This window comes from Pseudomonas sp. N40(2020), assembly GCF_014472415.1.
Taxonomy (GTDB): Bacteria; Pseudomonadota; Gammaproteobacteria; order Pseudomonadales; family Pseudomonadaceae; genus Aquipseudomonas.
Genome location: NZ_JACSZV010000023.1, coordinates 79,641 through 96,278 on the forward strand (window position 1 = coordinate 79,641; position 16,638 = coordinate 96,278).

16 protein-coding genes are annotated in these 16,638 nt (G+C 58.5%); 7 read left to right on the forward strand and 9 right to left on the reverse strand.

What is annotated here, in order from left to right; translation table 11 throughout:
- Positions 1–98 precede the first annotated feature (98 nt).
- Both hslO and IAI51_RS16335 read left to right on the forward strand, forming a co-directional pair.
- Positions 99–1,001 (forward strand): Hsp33 family molecular chaperone HslO, encoded by a 903-nt coding sequence (gene hslO, locus IAI51_RS16330; RefSeq protein ID WP_187679407.1) that lies wholly within the window; start codon positions 99–101, stop codon positions 999–1,001.
- Positions 1,002–1,182: 181 nt separating this feature from the next.
- On the forward strand, positions 1,183–2,724 hold the full coding sequence (locus IAI51_RS16335; RefSeq protein WP_187679408.1) for a phosphoenolpyruvate carboxykinase: 1,542 nt from the start codon (positions 1,183–1,185) through the stop codon (positions 2,722–2,724).
- Positions 2,725–2,902: 178 nt separating this feature from the next.
- Here the strand turns inward: IAI51_RS16335 and IAI51_RS16340 are convergent, their stop codons facing one another.
- The 5 genes from IAI51_RS16340 to IAI51_RS16360 form a co-directional block, all read right to left on the reverse strand.
- Positions 2,903–3,175 carry a type II toxin-antitoxin system RelE/ParE family toxin gene (locus tag IAI51_RS16340; RefSeq protein WP_187679409.1) on the reverse strand — a complete coding sequence of 91 codons (273 nt, stop codon included), beginning with the start codon at positions 3,173–3,175 and terminating at the stop codon, positions 2,903–2,905.
- A complete protein-coding gene (locus tag IAI51_RS16345; RefSeq protein ID WP_187679410.1) occupies positions 3,175–3,618 on the reverse strand; it encodes a hypothetical protein in 444 nt (147 codons plus the stop codon). Before IAI51_RS16345 ends, IAI51_RS16340 begins: the two co-directional genes overlap by 1 nt.
- 157 nt (positions 3,619–3,775) lie before the next feature.
- The gene (locus IAI51_RS16350; protein ID WP_187679411.1) at positions 3,776–4,075 is read right to left on the reverse strand and encodes a hypothetical protein; all 300 of its coding nucleotides are present in this window, start codon (positions 4,073–4,075) and stop codon (positions 3,776–3,778) included.
- A 364-nt stretch (positions 4,076–4,439) separates the two neighbouring features.
- On the reverse strand, positions 4,440–5,567 hold the full coding sequence (locus IAI51_RS16355) for a hypothetical protein (RefSeq protein ID WP_187679412.1): 1,128 nt from the start codon (positions 5,565–5,567) through the stop codon (positions 4,440–4,442).
- Between the two features lie 88 nt (positions 5,568–5,655).
- Positions 5,656–5,952 (reverse strand): hypothetical protein, encoded by a 297-nt coding sequence (locus tag IAI51_RS16360; RefSeq protein WP_187679413.1) that lies wholly within the window; start codon positions 5,950–5,952, stop codon positions 5,656–5,658.
- Between the two features lie 292 nt (positions 5,953–6,244).
- Between IAI51_RS16360 and IAI51_RS16365 the strand changes: the two genes are divergently transcribed.
- The 4 genes from IAI51_RS16365 to IAI51_RS16380 all read left to right on the forward strand — a co-directional run bounded on the left by IAI51_RS16365 (position 6,245) and on the right by IAI51_RS16380 (position 10,963).
- A complete protein-coding gene (locus tag IAI51_RS16365) occupies positions 6,245–6,748 on the forward strand; it encodes a polysaccharide deacetylase (RefSeq protein ID WP_187679414.1) in 504 nt (167 codons plus the stop codon).
- Positions 6,749–7,128: 380 nt separating this feature from the next.
- Positions 7,129–9,057 (forward strand): ATP-dependent DNA helicase RecQ, encoded by a 1,929-nt coding sequence (locus IAI51_RS16370; RefSeq protein ID WP_187679415.1) that lies wholly within the window; start codon positions 7,129–7,131, stop codon positions 9,055–9,057.
- Between the two features lie 107 nt (positions 9,058–9,164).
- Positions 9,165–10,388, forward strand: a complete 1,224-nt coding sequence (locus tag IAI51_RS16375; RefSeq protein WP_187679416.1) for a 3-hydroxyacyl-CoA dehydrogenase — start codon at positions 9,165–9,167, stop codon at positions 10,386–10,388.
- Positions 10,389–10,531: 143 nt separating this feature from the next.
- The gene (locus IAI51_RS16380; RefSeq protein WP_187679417.1) at positions 10,532–10,963 is read left to right on the forward strand and encodes an acyl-CoA thioesterase; all 432 of its coding nucleotides are present in this window, start codon (positions 10,532–10,534) and stop codon (positions 10,961–10,963) included.
- 68 nt (positions 10,964–11,031) lie between these two features.
- Here IAI51_RS16380 and IAI51_RS16385 read toward each other — a convergent pair whose 3' ends face one another.
- The 4 genes from IAI51_RS16385 to IAI51_RS16400 all read right to left on the reverse strand — a co-directional run bounded on the left by IAI51_RS16385 (position 11,032) and on the right by IAI51_RS16400 (position 16,022).
- On the reverse strand, positions 11,032–11,508 hold the full coding sequence (locus tag IAI51_RS16385; protein ID WP_095190584.1) for a glycine zipper domain-containing protein: 477 nt from the start codon (positions 11,506–11,508) through the stop codon (positions 11,032–11,034).
- 349 nt (positions 11,509–11,857) lie between these two features.
- Positions 11,858–14,206 (reverse strand): FdhF/YdeP family oxidoreductase, encoded by a 2,349-nt coding sequence (locus tag IAI51_RS16390; RefSeq protein ID WP_187679418.1) that lies wholly within the window; start codon positions 14,204–14,206, stop codon positions 11,858–11,860.
- Complete coding sequence (gene fdhD, locus IAI51_RS16395; RefSeq protein ID WP_187679419.1) at positions 14,203–15,042, reverse strand: formate dehydrogenase accessory sulfurtransferase FdhD; 840 nt, start codon at positions 15,040–15,042, stop codon at positions 14,203–14,205. Before fdhD ends, IAI51_RS16390 begins: the two co-directional genes overlap by 4 nt.
- Positions 15,043–15,134: 92 nt before the next feature.
- Positions 15,135–16,022 carry a LysR family transcriptional regulator gene (locus tag IAI51_RS16400; protein ID WP_187679420.1) on the reverse strand — a complete coding sequence of 296 codons (888 nt, stop codon included), beginning with the start codon at positions 16,020–16,022 and terminating at the stop codon, positions 15,135–15,137.
- A 139-nt stretch (positions 16,023–16,161) separates the two neighbouring features.
- Here IAI51_RS16400 and lysM point away from each other — a divergent pair, with 139 nt between their 5' ends.
- Positions 16,162–16,611 carry a peptidoglycan-binding protein LysM gene (gene lysM, locus IAI51_RS16405; RefSeq protein ID WP_187679421.1) on the forward strand — a complete coding sequence of 150 codons (450 nt, stop codon included), beginning with the start codon at positions 16,162–16,164 and terminating at the stop codon, positions 16,609–16,611.
- Positions 16,612–16,638 lie beyond the last annotated feature (27 nt).

Genomic DNA, 16,638 nt, shown 5'->3' on the forward strand with positions numbered 1-16,638 from the left:
CTCCCATGGCTAAGCAGTCGGCACCAAAAAGGGTGCCAAGAAACGCAAATTTTCACGTTTTGTAACCATTTTGTCATCACTTTCAGATACCCAGACCTATGACCGACCTGACGGATACCGATTTCACCCAACGCTTCATCTTCGATGACAGCGACACCCGCGGCGAACTGGTTGCGCTTGAGCGCAGCTACGCCGAAGTTCTTGCCAAACACCCGTACCCGGAACCGGTTGCGCAACTGCTGGGCGAATTGATGGCGGCCGCTTCTTTGCTGGTAGGCACTCTGAAGTTCGACGGGTTGCTGATTTTGCAGGCGCGTTCCGAAGGCCCGATCCCGATGTTGATGATCGAGTGCTCCAGCGAGCGTGAGATCCGTGGCCTGGCGCGTTACCACGCCGATCAGATCGCGGCAGATGCGACCCTCAGCGACTTGATGCCCAACGGCGTCCTGGCCCTGACCGTCGACCCGACTGTCGGCCAGCGCTATCAGGGCATCGTCGACCTCGACGGCGAAACCCTGTCCGACTGTTTCACCAACTATTTCGTCATGTCGCAACAGGTTGGCACCCGCTTCAAGCTGTTTGCCGACGGTCGTCGTGCCCGTGGTCTGCTGCTGCAACAACTGCCAGCCGATCGTCTGAAGGACGAAGAAGATCGCGCCGCCAGCTGGCAGCACATCACCGCGCTGGCCAGCACCCTGAGCGCCGATGAATTGTTGAGCCTGGACAACGAAACCGTGCTGCACCGTCTCTACCATGAAGAGCAAGTGCGCCTGTTTGATGTGCAGAACTTGCGCTTCCACTGCAGCTGCTCGCGGGAACGCTCGGGCACTGCGCTGGTCAGTCTGGGTCTGGAAGATGCGCAGGCGCTGGTGGCTGAACAGGGCGGCAAAGTCGAGATCGATTGCCAGTTCTGCAACGAACGTTACGAGTTTGATGCCGCCGATATCGCTCAATTGTTCGCTGGCGCAGGCGTCGACACCCCGTCAGATACCCGGCACTAAAACGGTTCAGCGCAGGTAAATTCACTGCTCAACGACGTAATTACGCCGTTACGACGGGAGGACCCTACTCTTTTTGGGCTTTTCTGGCATAATCCGGCCCACTTTTTTCGCGGTAGTAGTGCACGACTTTCTACTACAAAACGTTTGGAGCACACTCGGCCACTGGCCGACGGGGAACCTCATGACGCAAGCCAATAACGCCGTGTACACCGATCTGAGTGTTGATGATCTGGTAAAAGAAGCCCTGAATCGCGGTGAGGGCGAGCTTGCCGATACCGGCGCTCTGGTAGTCCGCACCGGTCATCGTACCGGCCGTTCGCCAGTCGACCGTTTCATCGTTGAAGAGCCTTCCACCCAGGCCGCTATCGCCTGGGGCCCGATCAACCGCAAGTTCCCGGCCGACAAGTTCGATGCGCTGTGGGCTCGTGTCGAGGCGTTCAACAACGCGCAAGAGCACTTTGTTTCCCACGTTCATGTAGGTGCGGCCGAAGATCACTACCTGGCCGTGAAAATGACCACCCAGACTGCCTGGCAGAACCTGTTCGGTCGTTGCCTGTTCATCAACCCGGCCCAGTACAACCCGGCTGGCCGTGAAGAATGGCAAGTGCTCAACGTGGCCAACTTCGAATGCGTGCCTGAGCGTGACGGCACCAACTCCGACGGTTGCGTGATCCTCAACTTCGCCCAGAAGAAAGTGCTGATCGCCGGCATGCGTTACGCCGGTGAAATGAAGAAAGCCATGTTCTCCGTGCAGAACTTCCTGCTGCCGGCCGCTGACGTGCTGCCAATGCACTGCGCCGCCAACATCGGCGAAGAAGGCGACGTGACCCTGTTCTTCGGTCTGTCGGGCACCGGTAAAACCACCCTGTCCGCCGACGAAAGCCGTTACCTGATCGGTGACGACGAACACGGCTGGGGCGAAGGCGTTGTCTTCAACATCGAAGGCGGCTGCTACGCCAAGTGCATCGACTTGTCCGAGAAGAACGAGCCGGTCATCTGGAAAGCCATCAAGCACGGCGCCGTGCTGGAAAACGTCGTCATCGACGACGCCAAGCACGCCGACTACGCCGATGTCAGCCTGACTCAGAACAGCCGCGCCGCGTACCCGCTGGAACACGTTGCCAAGCGTTCCGAGCACAACCTGGGCGGCGAGCCAAACGCAGTGATCTTCCTGACCTGCGACCTGACCGGTGTTCTGCCGCCAGTGTCGATCCTCAACGAAGAACAAGCGGCCTACCACTTCCTGTCCGGCTACACCGCTCTGGTGGGCTCGACTGAAATGGGTTCCGGCAGCGGCATCAAGTCGACCTTTTCCACCTGCTTCGGCGCACCGTTCTTCCCGCGTCCGGCTGGCGAATACGCAGAACTGCTGATCAAGCGCATCCGCGGCTTCGGCTCCAAGGTCTACCTGGTCAACACCGGCTGGACCGGCGGCGGCTACGGCGTCGGCAAACGCTTCAACATCCCGACCACCCGCGCAGTGATCGCAGCCATCCAGAGCGGCGCACTGATCGGTACCGCCACCGAGCACCTCGACACCATCAACCTCGACGTGCCACTGGCCGTACCGGGCGTTGAAACCAACCTGCTCAACCCACGCAACACCTGGGCTGACAAGGCTGCATACGACGAGGCTGCCAAGGCACTGGCCGGTCTGTTCATCGAGAACTTCAAGAAGTTCGAAGTGAGCGACGCGATCAAGGCTGCTGGGCCGAAGTTGTAAGACTTAGTTCTGGTGAGTGAAAAAGCCGCCTCTTGAGGGCGGCTTTTTTGTGGGGGATGGGTTGGGTGTCATTATCAGATCAACTGCCATTATTCCCGCAGCGTTCGCGTTAAACAGCCAGAATAATGCCACTTAAGTAGCCGCGAACTCTATACGCCGTTCTTCTTCTCTTCAGCCTTCATAGCCATTGCCGCCTGGTATGCAGTACTCGCAGCATCTCCACAGCATCAACTTTGATTGTGTAGATGATGTAGTAGTTTGGGGTGACAACCATTTCGCGGGTGCCTTGCGCGATACCTCTTTTGTATAAAACTGGCTGCTGGCGGACGCTTTCTCCCTTCGATTCGAAAAGCTCATCGAGCTTAATCGCTGCAGCGGGATTTTCCTGGCCGATACGCTCCATGATGTTTTCTCGGTCATCCAGCGCCTCTTGGCGCCAGACCAACCTCATCAACGTACTCGCTGACGCAGAGCATCCCGCTTGGCGGCAAATATCCTGCGAGCGTCTTCATCGCTGACGCTGGGTCTTGGGTCATCAATGCTGATTTGTACCTGTTGCTTGACCCATTCTTCATATGCCGCAGCTTCATGAGCTTGTTTCATCGCTTCGGCGCGATCAGGGCGGGCATAGGTTTTTATCTGCAGAGGGTCATAGCTGGAGGCGTCCACATCGAAGTGATTGATACCTACTCCTTGCAGGTAGGTCACCAGTGTTTCGAACCGCTTGAACAGTCGCACCTGACCACTGCGTTGTGCTGCCAGTGAATATTCCTTGTTTCCTTGCTGAATCTGAATTGACCAGCCACCGGGTTTGGCGACGATATGTGCGCTACTGATCGAACCATTCTCAAACAATCGCGCGAGAGTACTGTGATCAACGGTTTCAGTGGTCATGAAGGCGAGCTCTTGGTTGAACAATGGCTCCCATCGTACGCAATCAATAATAGTTTGCAAAATTCAACTCCCGTGCTGGACGCCGGGTGCGCAGCATCCATGTTCTTTGGTCAGGCAGGCGCTAGTTGTTTGAGCGCGCATCTGCCTGAGATTGTTTTCAGGCTGGTGCTTTCCAATTGAGCATTTGCTGCTGCGCGACTTGCAGCAGGTCACAGCCATCCTGCGTCAGCAGATAGAGGGCGTGGGTGATGTGGGGGATGTCTTCGACGTCGGCTTGTTTGAAGCTGAGGCAGTAGAGGGTTTTTAGCAGGTCGCTTGAAGCGCGCAGACGCTGGACGGCGCATTCGAGGATGTCTTGCGGGTTGGCCGCTGTGTCGATGATCAGGGGCTTGGTGTCGGTGAGGTTGGATTCGAGTGGGCGGTAGCGATCGGTGGTGAACTGGGTCAATTTTTTCATTGTTCTTCTCTCTATAGGCGTTCCAATAGCCGCCGCCATCATGACCAAACGATGGGAGGCGACTGTGTTCGGGTTGGTCAACCAGAGAGAGAGAACTCCGTGTACGCCGAAGCGTCCCAAACACAGCCGCCATAAAGCATGCCGCACAATAGATGGCGGCAAGCATACAAGGGCATGCGCAGTTTCTCTCTCTCAATTTCAGGTGACCAAACCCGAGTCGCTGATTTGGCAGCGACAGTCACGACTATAGATTTGACTTACCAAGCCGCGATAGCCGGCAAGGGAGTCTGTGTTTGTAGGAACGGGACGAATACCGGATAGGGCATTGCTGTAGGATTTTTCGCCGGCTCACCGATCCTCGCCATCAACGAACATGCCGACTCGTCGCCACATCCAGCACGGTGGTGTTCAGCCCGGTTGCGGGGGTGTAAATCGTGCCTTTCACCGCTGAGAACTGGATGTCTCTGCCGCCCAGGGACACACGGCGTTCGCCCTGGTCCATTTCGGTGAAGTAGGTGTACGAACACTCTTCCATGGCCCGGTATTGTTCCTGGGCGTTGACGATGGCGTCGGCGAGTTTGATCAGATCGGTTTTGCTCAGATTGAGGGTATTGCTCAGTGCGGTGCCCCAGCGCTTCAGGCATGTTTCGGCGAGGTGGCGGACGACCAGACCGGGTTCGGCCAGCACTTTGGGGCCGCTGTTACCGTCAGCGGCGGCGTTGCCGACCAGGGTGGCGTGGCGGCCAGGCATCGGCAAGATAGTGGTCAGCGTGCCGGTGGCGGTTTGTGGAATGACGCAACTGAAGCCTGTGGAGCGTTCATCCCGCGCGTAGAAGCCGACGTATTCTTTAACGTTGGCGTTGAGTTTGACCCGATGCTCCTGAAAGTTGAAGGCGCCCGGAACCGGATCAATCGCGAGGATATTGACCGGAACGTGTTTCAGCGCACTGTCGGCGAACATGGTATTGGCCAACATGTGGCAACTGATGCCGCCGCGACTCCAGCCCACGAGGTTGACTTGAGTGGGAATTACACCGTCCTTACGGAACGTCTTGATTATTTGTTCCTGTAACTTTTGTTGACTAACGCTGCGATCACCGAAGTTATACTTGCGCCAGAACCACGAGCCTTCGACCTGGACATCTTCGATCGGAATGCCTGCTGCTTTCAGGCGGTTGTATTCCGTTTCGGTCAGTTGTTCGCGCTGCCAGGCGCACTTGCCTTTGATAACGTTCACTGCGTGTTGGACGTTCTCTTCCCAACCTTTGCCGAACAGCGTGCCACTCAGGCCGTAGTCACCGGACTTGGCAAACAGTTCATCGGCCTGCAGGTTACTGGTGCCCGGGCCGTCGACGACGATCCAGTCGGCGAATTCCCGACCGGCGTGGTGCGACGCCAGCGTGGATACCAGTTCGCCGTTCCAATAGTTTGCATGGGTCGTGTCAAACTTGGTGGAGCCAGTACCGCAAAAGAAAATAGTTAAAACAGTCATGTTTTTTGCTCTTGTTTAATGAAAGAGCGATCAACTTAGTGAAGGATGTCTGGGTGGTATATAAGTTGGTTGTTTCCAGGTTTGTTGTTTAAGGAGTCTGCTGGCGGTGTGCGGCTTTCAATTTAGCAACTTCTAATAGTTCGCAGCCGTCTTGGGTCAATAAATAAAGCGCGGTGATGATGTTTGGAATATCTTTAACGTCCGCTTGTTTGAAACACATGCAGTAAAGAGTCTCCAGTAGATTGCCGGCGGCGCACAGACGTTGTTGAGCCGCATCCAGCAAGTCCTCATGGCAGGCGTCGGTGTCGATAACCAGCACCGGATTTTCGCCGTAGCTGGTTTTCAAACGGCGGTAGCGGTTGCTGGGTGGGTGCAGTGAGGTCATGGATTAAGGCTGTCCTTTTAAAAGTCGCTACAGTGCGATTCAGTCGCGCCGGTCACTATAGGAGGGCGTCGCGCGGTGGAACAAGACAGCCGGGATGGACAGAGTTCGTAGGGGTTTTTCCTGGGTTCGGGCATTTGCCCTACGTGTTTTCATGGCGTTTTCAAGGCAAAACCCTTAGGCGGGAAGTTTCCTACGGGTTTGTCAGGCGCTTCCGAGCAAACCTCTGTATCTTGCGCGCCAGAATCTGTGGGACGTTTCCAAACGTCCGATACGCGCTTAAAGGGAATTAGGTATGCAGTGGCTACGAATGGCCTCGATTGTATTGCTATGGGTCAGCGGTTGCCGTTTGACGATGGCCGCAGAGCCCGGCAATTCGCTGGTGTTGAATTATCTGGATCGAACCGGTTGGCCGGAGGCGCTTAACAGCCAGGCGAATGTCGATACGGCCTCGCGCGCCGAGGTGCTGATGTTCGGCAAAGCCTTGCTCGCCAGTGAATCGCTCGACGAATCGGGTCTGAAGCAACGTTTGGGTGTGCCGCAAGTGCAGCTCAAATCGATCAGGCAGGTGCGCGATGGTCTGTGGGATCACTTGCTGAGCACTTATCGCAACGCCAGTCAGGACTGTGCCGAACAGCCGTTTTGTCCGCAGGTGCGCAGCGTCACCGACCTGCGTCAGTTGGCGGCGGCGTTCACCGGCGATATCAGCCCGGCCCATGCGCTGTGGGCGAGCAAGAGCCTGAGCGTGCATGAGCAGGTATTGAACGAGCAGTTGCGCGTGGCGGTGCTGCTGCCCTGAGTGAAGGTCAGGTTTCGGTGAGGACTTGCGGTGTCGCTGAAATGGCGAACTGCGGAAGGTCTTCGGGTCCCCGCATGCATCCGCCCAACATCAGGGCGGTGAAGGTGAGGACGAGGGCTAACTTCAATCTGTAGTGCATGATCACTCCTTTGAAATGTTTGCGCGCATCAGCCGTCCGGGCGTGATACGGAGGTGGAGCGGGCACGCTATCGCGATGTCGGCAAACACCGCGATAAACAAATCGTGGCGTTTGTTTCAGCCAGTGGCCAGGCCTCCGGGGCTGTATCATCTCGTATCGATTTGCCCCCCGACCTTTTCTCGACTCGCTGCGATCGCCCGCTAGGCTGTTGGCATGGCAGCGGTCAAAGGAGTGACAGCGAATGCACAACACCCTGGAACAGGTTTTTGGTTATCCACAGTTTCGCCCCGGACAAGAGACCGCGATCAGCGCGGTGCTGGCCGGGCGCTCGGCAGCGGCGATTTTCCCCACGGGTTCTGGCAAGTCTCTTTGCTATCAGTTACCGGCGCTGATGCTGCCGAATCTGACGCTGGTGGTCTCGCCGTTGCTCGCATTGATGCAGGATCAACTGGCGTTTCTGCAACGCCACGGCATTTCGGCGGGCAGCATCGATTCGGCGCAGAGCCGCGATGACGCCAATGACGTGATGGCCCGCGCCCGTTCGGGCGAATTGAAGATTCTGATGATCTCCGTGGAGCGCCTGAAAAACGAGCGCTTCCGCAACTTTTTGCAGCAGGTGCCGATCTCGTTGCTGGTGGTGGACGAGGCGCACTGCATCTCGGAGTGGGGGCACAATTTCCGCCCCGATTACCTCAAGCTGCCGGACTACCAAAAGCAGTTCAACATCCCGCAAACCCTGCTGTTGACGGCTACGGCAACGCCAAAAGTCATCGCCGACATGCAGGCCAAATTTGCCATTGCCCCCGAGGATGTCGTGACGACCGGTTTCTATCGGCCCAATCTCAATCTGCTGGTGGAACCGGTGCGCGGGCAGGACAAGCGGCGGCGCCTGGTGGAGTGGATGGCCGAGCGTCTGGGCCAGCCCAGCATCGTCTATGTGACCTTGCAGAAAACCGCCGAGCACATCGCCGAACACCTTGAGCGCAACGGCATTCAGGCCGAGGCCTATCACGCCGGTTTGCCGCACGATAAACGCGAAGCCATCCAGAAACGCTTCATGGCCGGTCAGTCCAATTGCATCGTTGCAACCATCGCTTTTGGCATGGGCATCGATAAGAGCGACATACGCAATGTGGTGCATTTCGACCTGCCCAAATCCATCGAAAACTACAGTCAGGAAATCGGCCGCGCCGGGCGTGACGGGCAGCCGTCGGACTGCCTGGTGCTGGCCAACCGTGACAGTCTCAATGTGCTGGAAAACTTCGTTTACGGCGACACCCCGGAGCGCGACGGCATTCGCTATGTGCTCGATGAACTGAAGGCCTCGGCGCCGGAAGGGCAGTGGGAGTTCCTGCTCGGACCGCTGGCGGATCACAGCAACATCCGCGCGTTGCCGCTGAAGACCTTGCTGGTGCAATTGGAGCTGCGTGGCTTGATCGCCCCGCGCTACGCGTATTACGCCGAATACCGCTTCAAATACTTGCTCGAGCCTGAGGCGCTGCTTGAGCGTTTCGAGGGCGAACGTCGGGAGTTTGTCGCGGCGCTTATCCAGACGTCGACCCGTGCGCGTACCTGGGCCACGGTGAATTTCGAGGCGATGTATTCGCAGTATTCGGCTGAGCGTAATCGGGTGGTGAAGGCGCTGGATTATTTCCAGGAGAAGGGCTGGGTCGAGCTTGAGAGCAAGCAGATGACCGAGGTTTACAGCCTGCTGCAAAGCGATTTTGACAGCGACGTGTTGAGCGGTGAGTTACACGATTACTTCACCCGCCATGAGCAGACGGAAGTCGCGCGGATTCACGCGATGCTCGATGTGTTCGCCACTGAACGCTGTTTGGGTTATCGGCTGGCGGAGTACTTCGGTGATCACGATGCGCCTGAGCGCTGCGGGCATTGTTCGGTGTGTCATGGGCATGTCGCTCGACTGCCAGCGCCACCGGAGTTACCAGCACTTGTGGATAAAAATTTTGCCGCGCTGTGCAATGACTTTATCCACAGGCATGAGCAGCACACGGGCAATGCACCGACGTCGGAACGGCTGACGCGGTTTTTGTGCGGGATCAGTGTGCCGCTGTTTACCAAGCTCAAGGCGCGAGCGATTTCCGGTTATGCGGCGTTGGAGGAGTATCCGTATGCCGAAGTGCGGGGTTGGGTTCAAGCACATCTCTGAGGCTGCATCCATCCGCTGAATGTCGATCATCACGGTAATAAACTTCAAAAACCGTCGCTGGCTGACTATGGTGAGACCAGTCTTTGGATCGCCAACAAGAGAACAACATGAGCCAGACATTCGATATTCAGCAGTCGGCGGTGATCGGTGCGGGCACCATGGGGCGTGGCATTGTCATGTGCCTGGCCAATGCCGGCGTGACGGTGCAATGGGTGGATAACAATCCACAGATGCTTGAGCAGGCGCTCGCAACCGTTGCCGAAACTTATGCACATAACGTGCGTCAGGGGCGGATCGATCAGGCCGAGGCTGATGCGCGTCTCGCGCGGGTCAGCGCGGCGGCCGATTACGCGGCGATCCGCAATGTCGATCTGGTGATCGAGGCGGTGTACGAAAACCTTGAGCTCAAGCAGAAGATCTTTCGCGAACTGGATGGCTTGCTCAAGCCTGAGGCTCTATTGGCGAGTAATACGTCGGCGCTGGATATCGATGCGATTGCTGCCGCAACCAAACGACCTGAGCAAGTGCTGGGCCTGCATTTTTTCAGCCCGGCGCACATCATGAAGCTGCTGGAAATCGTTCGCGGCGCGCAGACTTCGCCGGCAGCACTGGAAGCTGCGTTGGCGCTGGGCAAGCGTATGGGCAAGGTCAGTGTGGTCTCCGGCAACTGTCACGGTTTTATCGGCAACCGCATGCTGCATCCGTATGTGCTGGAGGCGCGCAAGATGCTGCTTGAAGGCGCTTATCCACAGCAAGTTGATGCGGCGTTGCAAGGCTTCGGTTTTGCGATGGGACCGTTCCGCATGTACGACGTGGTCGGTATCGATCTGGAGTGGCGTGCGCGTGAGCTGGCCGGCAAAGGCCAGGACGCGCCGGAGGTTCAGGTGGATAACCGCTTGTGCGAGATGGGGCGGTTTGGGCAGAAGTCCGGCAATGGTTACTACCACTATGAGCCGGGCAGTCGTCAGGCTGAGCATGATCCTGAGGTTGATGCGCTGGTATTGCAGGTCAGCGAAAGTCTGGGCTTTCAGCGTCGTGAGATCGGCCCGGAAGAGATTCTTGAGCGTTGTCTGCTGGCGCTGGTCAACGAGGGCGCGAAGATTCTGCAGGAAGGCATTGCCGAGTCGGCCCATGACATCGATCTGGTGTATCTGAATGGCTATGGCTTCCCGGCGGACAAGGGCGGGCCAATGGTCTGGGCGGATCAGCAGGGGCTGGCGGATATTCATCAGCGCTTGTTGGCGCTGGAGACGCGGCAGGGCGATCAGTGGAAACCGACGCGGTTGATTGGTGAGTTGGCGGCGCAGGGGAAGGGGTTTGCTGACCGTTAAGATCTGGCGACGATGCTGATGCCTTCGCGAGCAGGCTCGCTCCCACAGGGGAGCGCATTCCGAAGTGGGAGCGAGCCTGCTCGCGAAGGCCACGCCTCGGGTTAAATTAGACTCGCCAAAATACCTTCAGGAATCGCTGATCTATGTCCAGCCCAATGCCTCAACGCACCGACTATCCGCATTTCCAGCCAATCACCACGCGCTGGCACGACAACGACGCCTACGGTCATGTCAACAACGTCACCTATTACAGCTTCTTCGACACGGCCGTTAATACCTACCTGATTCAGGTTGGCGGGCTGGATATCCATGACGGTGAGGTGGTGGGTTTTGTGGTCAGTTCGGCGTGCGATTACTTCGCCTCGATCGCTTTCCCTGATCTGATCGAGATCGGTTTGCGGGTCGGCAAGTTGGGCAACAGTTCGGTGCAGTATGAACTGGCGGTATTCAAGGTCGGCGAAAGCGAAGCGTGCGCCGCCGGGCGTTTCGTGCACGTGTTTGTCGATCGGGCGAGCAATCAGCCAGTGCCGATTCCTGCCGGGTTACGCGGGGCGCTGGAAAAATTGGTGGTGTGAAAAAAGTAAAAAAATCGCAGCCCTAGGGCTGCGATTTTTGCTTTACCGGCCAACGAGGTGTTTAGGCCTCAGTCGCGATACTTGTGATGTTTGCGGTGGCCATAAGCGTGGCCGCGACCCGGGTGACGGTCGCGATAGTAGCGACGGTCATCGTGACGGCGATCATAGCGACGATCATCGTCATCGCTTTTGTTACCCATGTAGTTACCCAGCGCGCCACCGGCGCCGCCACCTGCTGCGGAGCCGATCAGGCTGCCGGTGGTGCCGCCCATGCTGCGGCCAACCACGTTACCGCCGGCCGCGCCCAACGCACCGCCAATGGCGGCTTCGCCACGGCTGCGTTTGTCTGCGCCTACCGCACTACCACCCGCGCCGCCCAGTGCTGCGCCGATGGTGGAACCTGTATTGCCGCCTAACGACTGACCGACGACCGAGCCAAGAACCCCGCCCAATGCGCCGCCCACACCTGCTTCGGTGGTGCCGCCGGCGGAAGCAAAACCACTGACCAGGCCAAGGGACAACAAGAGAATCGAGGAGAACTTCATAGATGAGCCTCAAAGGGATGACGGCGCCGATCCTGAGGCTGTGTAACAAGCGTGACAATCGAAATCCGACGAATAGCACGACTTGTATACAAAAACGTAAGTTACTGTTTTATGGGCGGAACTTAAGCGATTTTCGCCGGTCTTTAGCTACTTCGGACAGGCCGTTTTTGTGAAAAAGCGGCCTTTTTTGTGGGCGATGGAAACGCAAAAAACAAGAGATGATCGTAACCATGCTCTGCGTGGTTACGCATCCTTGGACGCTCCGCGTCTGCTATTGGGACGCGGAGCGTCCCGGTCTGCGTTCCCACGCAGAGCGTGGGAACGATCAAAAGAAAAAAGATCGCAGCCTTTAAGCGGACTTGGCCATGATCAACCCGGTCTCGCTCGCCGCTTCCAACCGGATCGCAATGAACTTGGATGTCGGCGTATGGCTACCATCCCCAGTGCTTTCCAGCGGCACCAGCGGGTTCACTTCCGGGTAATAAGCAGCAGCTTGTCCAGCCGGAATATCAAACGCCAACAGCGTGAAGCCCTTCACCCGACGCTCCCGACCATCGTCCCAGATCGAAACGATGTCAGCCTTCTGCCCCGGCCGGAAGCCCAGGCGAATAATGTCGGCTTCGTTGACGAACAACACATCACGCTGACCTTTCACCCCGCGATAACGGTCGTCGAGGCCGTAAATCGTGGTGTTGTACTGATCGTGGGAGCGCATCGATTGCAGGATCAGATCCGGCAACTGTCCGGTCGCGCGGGTGCGTTCGTGTACCAGATCCTTCGGCAGCAGATTCGGGCGGAAATTGGCGCGGCCCGATGGCGTGTTCCATTTGCGCGCGCCAGCACTGTTGCCGAGGTAGAAGCCGCCCGGATTTTTGACCTTCTCGTTGAACTCCTTGAAGCCGGGAATGGTGTCGGCGATCAGCTCACGGATACGCCCGTAATCGGCCACCAGCCAGTTCCAGTCCACCGGTTTGCTGCCCAGGGTCGCGGCGGCGATGCCGGCGATGATCGACGGTTCCGAGCGCATCTGATTCGACAGCGGCTGCAACTGGCCGTTGGAGGCGTGGACCATGCTGAACGAGTCTTCCACGGTGACGGCTTGCGGGCCTTCAGTCTGGATGTCGATGTCGGTACGGCCGAGGCACGGCAGGATCAGCGCGTCTTTACCGTGAGCCAGATGGCTGCGGTTGAGCTTGGTGCTGATCTGCACGGTCAGGTCGCAATTGCTCAGCGCCGCGAACGTGCGCGGGCTGTCTGGCGTGGCCTGGGCGAAGTTACCGCCCAGCCCGATGAAGACTTTGGCGCGGCCCTCGGCCATCGCATGGATTGCCTCGACCACGTTGTGGCCGTTTTCACGCGGCACCTTGAACTGGAAGCGCCGCTCAAGCGAATCAAGAAACGCCACCGGCGGACGTTCATTGATGCCCATCGTGCGGTCGCCCTGCACGTTACTGTGGCCGCGCACCGGGCACAGGCCCGCGCCCGGCTTACCGATGTTGCCGCGCAGCAACATCAGGTTGGCGATTTCCTGAATGGTCGGCACCGAATGGCGATGCTGGGTGATGCCCATGGCCCAGCACATGATCACGTTCTTGCCTTTGGCGTACATGCGCGCCGCTTGCTCGATTTCCACCAGGGTCAGGCCGGATTGCTCGACGATCTGCTCCCATGACGTGTCGTCGACAACGCCGAGGTACTCCAGCACGTTGGCGCTGTGGGCGTTGAGGAAGTCGTGGTCGAACACGGCCGGGGCGCCAGCCTTCTGCGCATCGCGTTCCCATTGCAGCAGGAACTTGGCCATGCCGCGCAGCACTGCCATGTCGCCGCCCAGTGCCGGGCGGAAATACGCGGTGTTGGTCGGTTTGTCGCCGTTGGTGAGCATTTCGATCGGGTGCTGTGGGTGCTGGAAGCGTTCCAGACCACGTTCTTTCAGCGGGTTGATGCACACCACCTGAGCGCCACGTTTCACTGCTTCGCGCAGCGGTTCGAGCATTCGCGGGTGGTTGGTGCCCGGGTTCTGGCCCCAGACGAAAATTGCGTCGGCGTGTTCGAAATCGTCGAAAGTCACGGTGCCTTTACCGACGCCGACACTTTGCGCCAACGCCACACCGCTGGCTTCGTGGCACATGTTCGAGCAGTCAGGGAAATTGTTGGTGCCGAAGGCGCGCACGAACAGCTGATACAGATACGCCGCTTCGTTGCTGGCGCGACCCGAGGTGTAGAACTCGGCCAGATCCGGGCTTGGCAGACTTTGCAGATGTTTGGCGATCAGGGCGTACGCGTCGTCCCAAGCGATCGGTTTGTAACGATCGGTCTCAGCGTCGTAGACCATCGGCTCGGTCAGGCGGCCCTGATACTCAAGCCAGTAATCGCTCTGTTCCAGCAGCGAAGTCACGCTGTGTTTGGCGAAGAATTTGGCATCCACCCGGCGCTTGGTCGCTTCCCAGTTCACCGCTTTGGCGCCGTTCTCGCAGAATTTGACCATGCCGCTTTCCGGCGAATCGCCCCAGGCGCAACCCGGGCAATCGAAGCCGCCGTTCTGGTTGGTCTTGAGCATCATGCGCAGGTTTTTCAGCGCGTTGTCGCTGGTCAACCAGGCCTGGGCCACACTGATCAGGGCACCCCAGCCGCCGGCTGCACCTTTGTAAGGCTTGTAGCGCGGGACAGGTTTCTGGTCGGCTTGATGATGTTGGCTCACGCTTGATTCTCCATCGCGGGGCTATACACCCGCGGCGCACTTTTCTGCGGCAGGTGGATGAGATTGAGGTTGTGTCGACGGGCCCATTGCACGGCAAGGCCTGTGGGAGCGGACAGGCTGACCAGGGTCTGGATGCCGGCGCGCAAAACTTTCTGGATCAATTCGAGGCTGCAACGGCTGGTGACAATCGCCAGTCCGCCTTCTGTGGATATCTTCTGGCGGATCAGCCCGCCGATCAGCTTGTCGAGGGCGTTGTGCCGGCCGATGTCTTCGCGACCGAGCAGCAGTTCACCGCTGGCGTTCATGAACACCGCCGCATGCACCGCACCGCAGTGCTGGCCGAGCGGCTGGAACGCGCCGATGCGCTGGCGCAAACCGTCGAGCCATGCAAGCGGTGGCAACGGCGCGCCGGCCAACACTTTGAGATCGGGCAGCGCTTGTTCCACCGCTTCGACGCCGCACAAGCCGCAACCACTGGTGCCGGCCAACTGGCGACGTTGTTGCTTGAGGTTCCAGAAGGCACGGTTGGCGATGGTCACTTGCGCGTATTGCGCGGAGCCTGCGCCAGTCAGTTGCAGGTCATAGATATCGGTAGCGTCTTCGATGATGCCGCTGCCGAGGCTGAAACCGACGATGAAGTCTTCCAGGTCCGTCGGCGTCACCAGCATGACCGCCTGACTGATGCCGTTGTAGGCAATCGCCAACGCGACTTCCTCGGCCAGCGCGGTGCTGGCCGATTCCTCGAGGGGCAAATCGCTGTAACTGTAGGTCTGACTGGCGGCGGGCGCGGGCGTTTCAAGTGCAGGCGCCGCGCAGGCTGGGCGCTTGGCGTTCATGGCATCACCGACGGATTGATCAACGCTAAGACTAGGCGCGGCAAGATGTCGCGTCTAATCGCTAATGTCGATCTTCCGATAGATGCCGTCGATCAAGACTCGCCTGGTGATTTTTGATACAGCGCAAAACAGGCTTCGGCCAGCGCCGAACGCGGGGCACCACGGCGCATGATCAGGCCCAGCGACGCGAGGGTTTGAGCGTTTTCGATCGGTTGCAGGCGTAGGTGATCGGTAAGCTTTTCGAGGCCTCCGTCGAGCGGCATGATCGCGCAGCAAAAGCCGTTGTGTACGGCTTGTAACAATTGATGCACAGCGTCGGTTTGCAGCAACGGCTGCGGCGTCAGGTTACGGCTGTGGAAGTTGTGGTCGATGGACTGGCGAAAATGCATGCCGCTGGTCAGCATGCCCAACGGCAGTTCGATCAACGATTCCCAGCTTAACGGCGCCTCGCCAAAAGTGAACGAACGCTGGTCGTAGAGCAGGCCCATGCGGGTTTCGCTTAAAGCCAGGGCTTCGAAGCGTTCGTTATCCAGACGATCCAGATAAGACACGCCAAGGTCGATGCGATTGTTCGCCAGATGCTCGAGGATCTGCTCGGAACTCAGCGCCGACAGTTCGAAACGCAGATCCGGGTGCGCGGCGTGCAGGCGTTGCATCAGCGGCAACGGATCGAAGCTCGACAGCGGCACCACGCCCAAGCGCAGCGTGCCGATCAGGTTGCCGCGACACGCCGCCGCTTCCGCCTGCAAACCGTCGTAAGCCGCCAATACCGTACGCGCCCACGCCAGCACCCGTTCGCCCGGCGCGGTGAAGCCTTCGAAACGCTGGCCACGGTTGACCAGCGGCAGATCGAGCTCTTCTTCAAGGCTGCGCAGGCGCATCGACAGAGTCGGCTGGGTGATATGGCAGCGCGCGGCGGCCTGGCCGAAGTGGCGGGTTTCGTCGAGGGCGATGAGGAATTTCAGCTGCTTGATGTCCATCTTCGCTCCGAAGGGTGGCGGCTGGGGTGGGTGATTCTACCGCTTGGGGGGCGGCAGGGTCATTGGTCGGCTTGGAACCGGGTTTGTCTGGGGTGGTCTAGGCTTGTGCGACGACCCTATATTTCATGGAGAGAACACGATGAGCCTTTTCAGCTTTTTGAAAGAAGCCGGTGAAAAAATCATTGATGCGCTGACGCCCGAGAAGGCCGAGGCCAATGGTGAGGCGCTGACCAAACACGTGCAGGCCGCGCTGACGGGCATCGACACGTCGAAGATCAAGGTCAAGGTTGAAGGCGAGAAAGTCATTGCCACTGGCGAAGCGGCCAGCCAGGAGGAAAAAGAAAAAATCCTGCTGGCACTTGGCAACGTTGCCGGCGTGAGCGGCGTAGATGATCAGATCACCGTGACCGGCGCTGTTGCGACCCCGGCGAAATTTGTCACGGTCGAGAAGGGCGACACGCTGAGCGCAATTTCCAAACGCGTGTATGGCGATGCCAACAAGTACAACAAGATTTTCGAGGCGAACGAGCCTCAGCTCAAACACCCGGACAAGATCTATCCGGGGCAGGTACTGCGTATCCCTGAGTAACCCCCGAGCACTGTAGGAGCTGCCGGA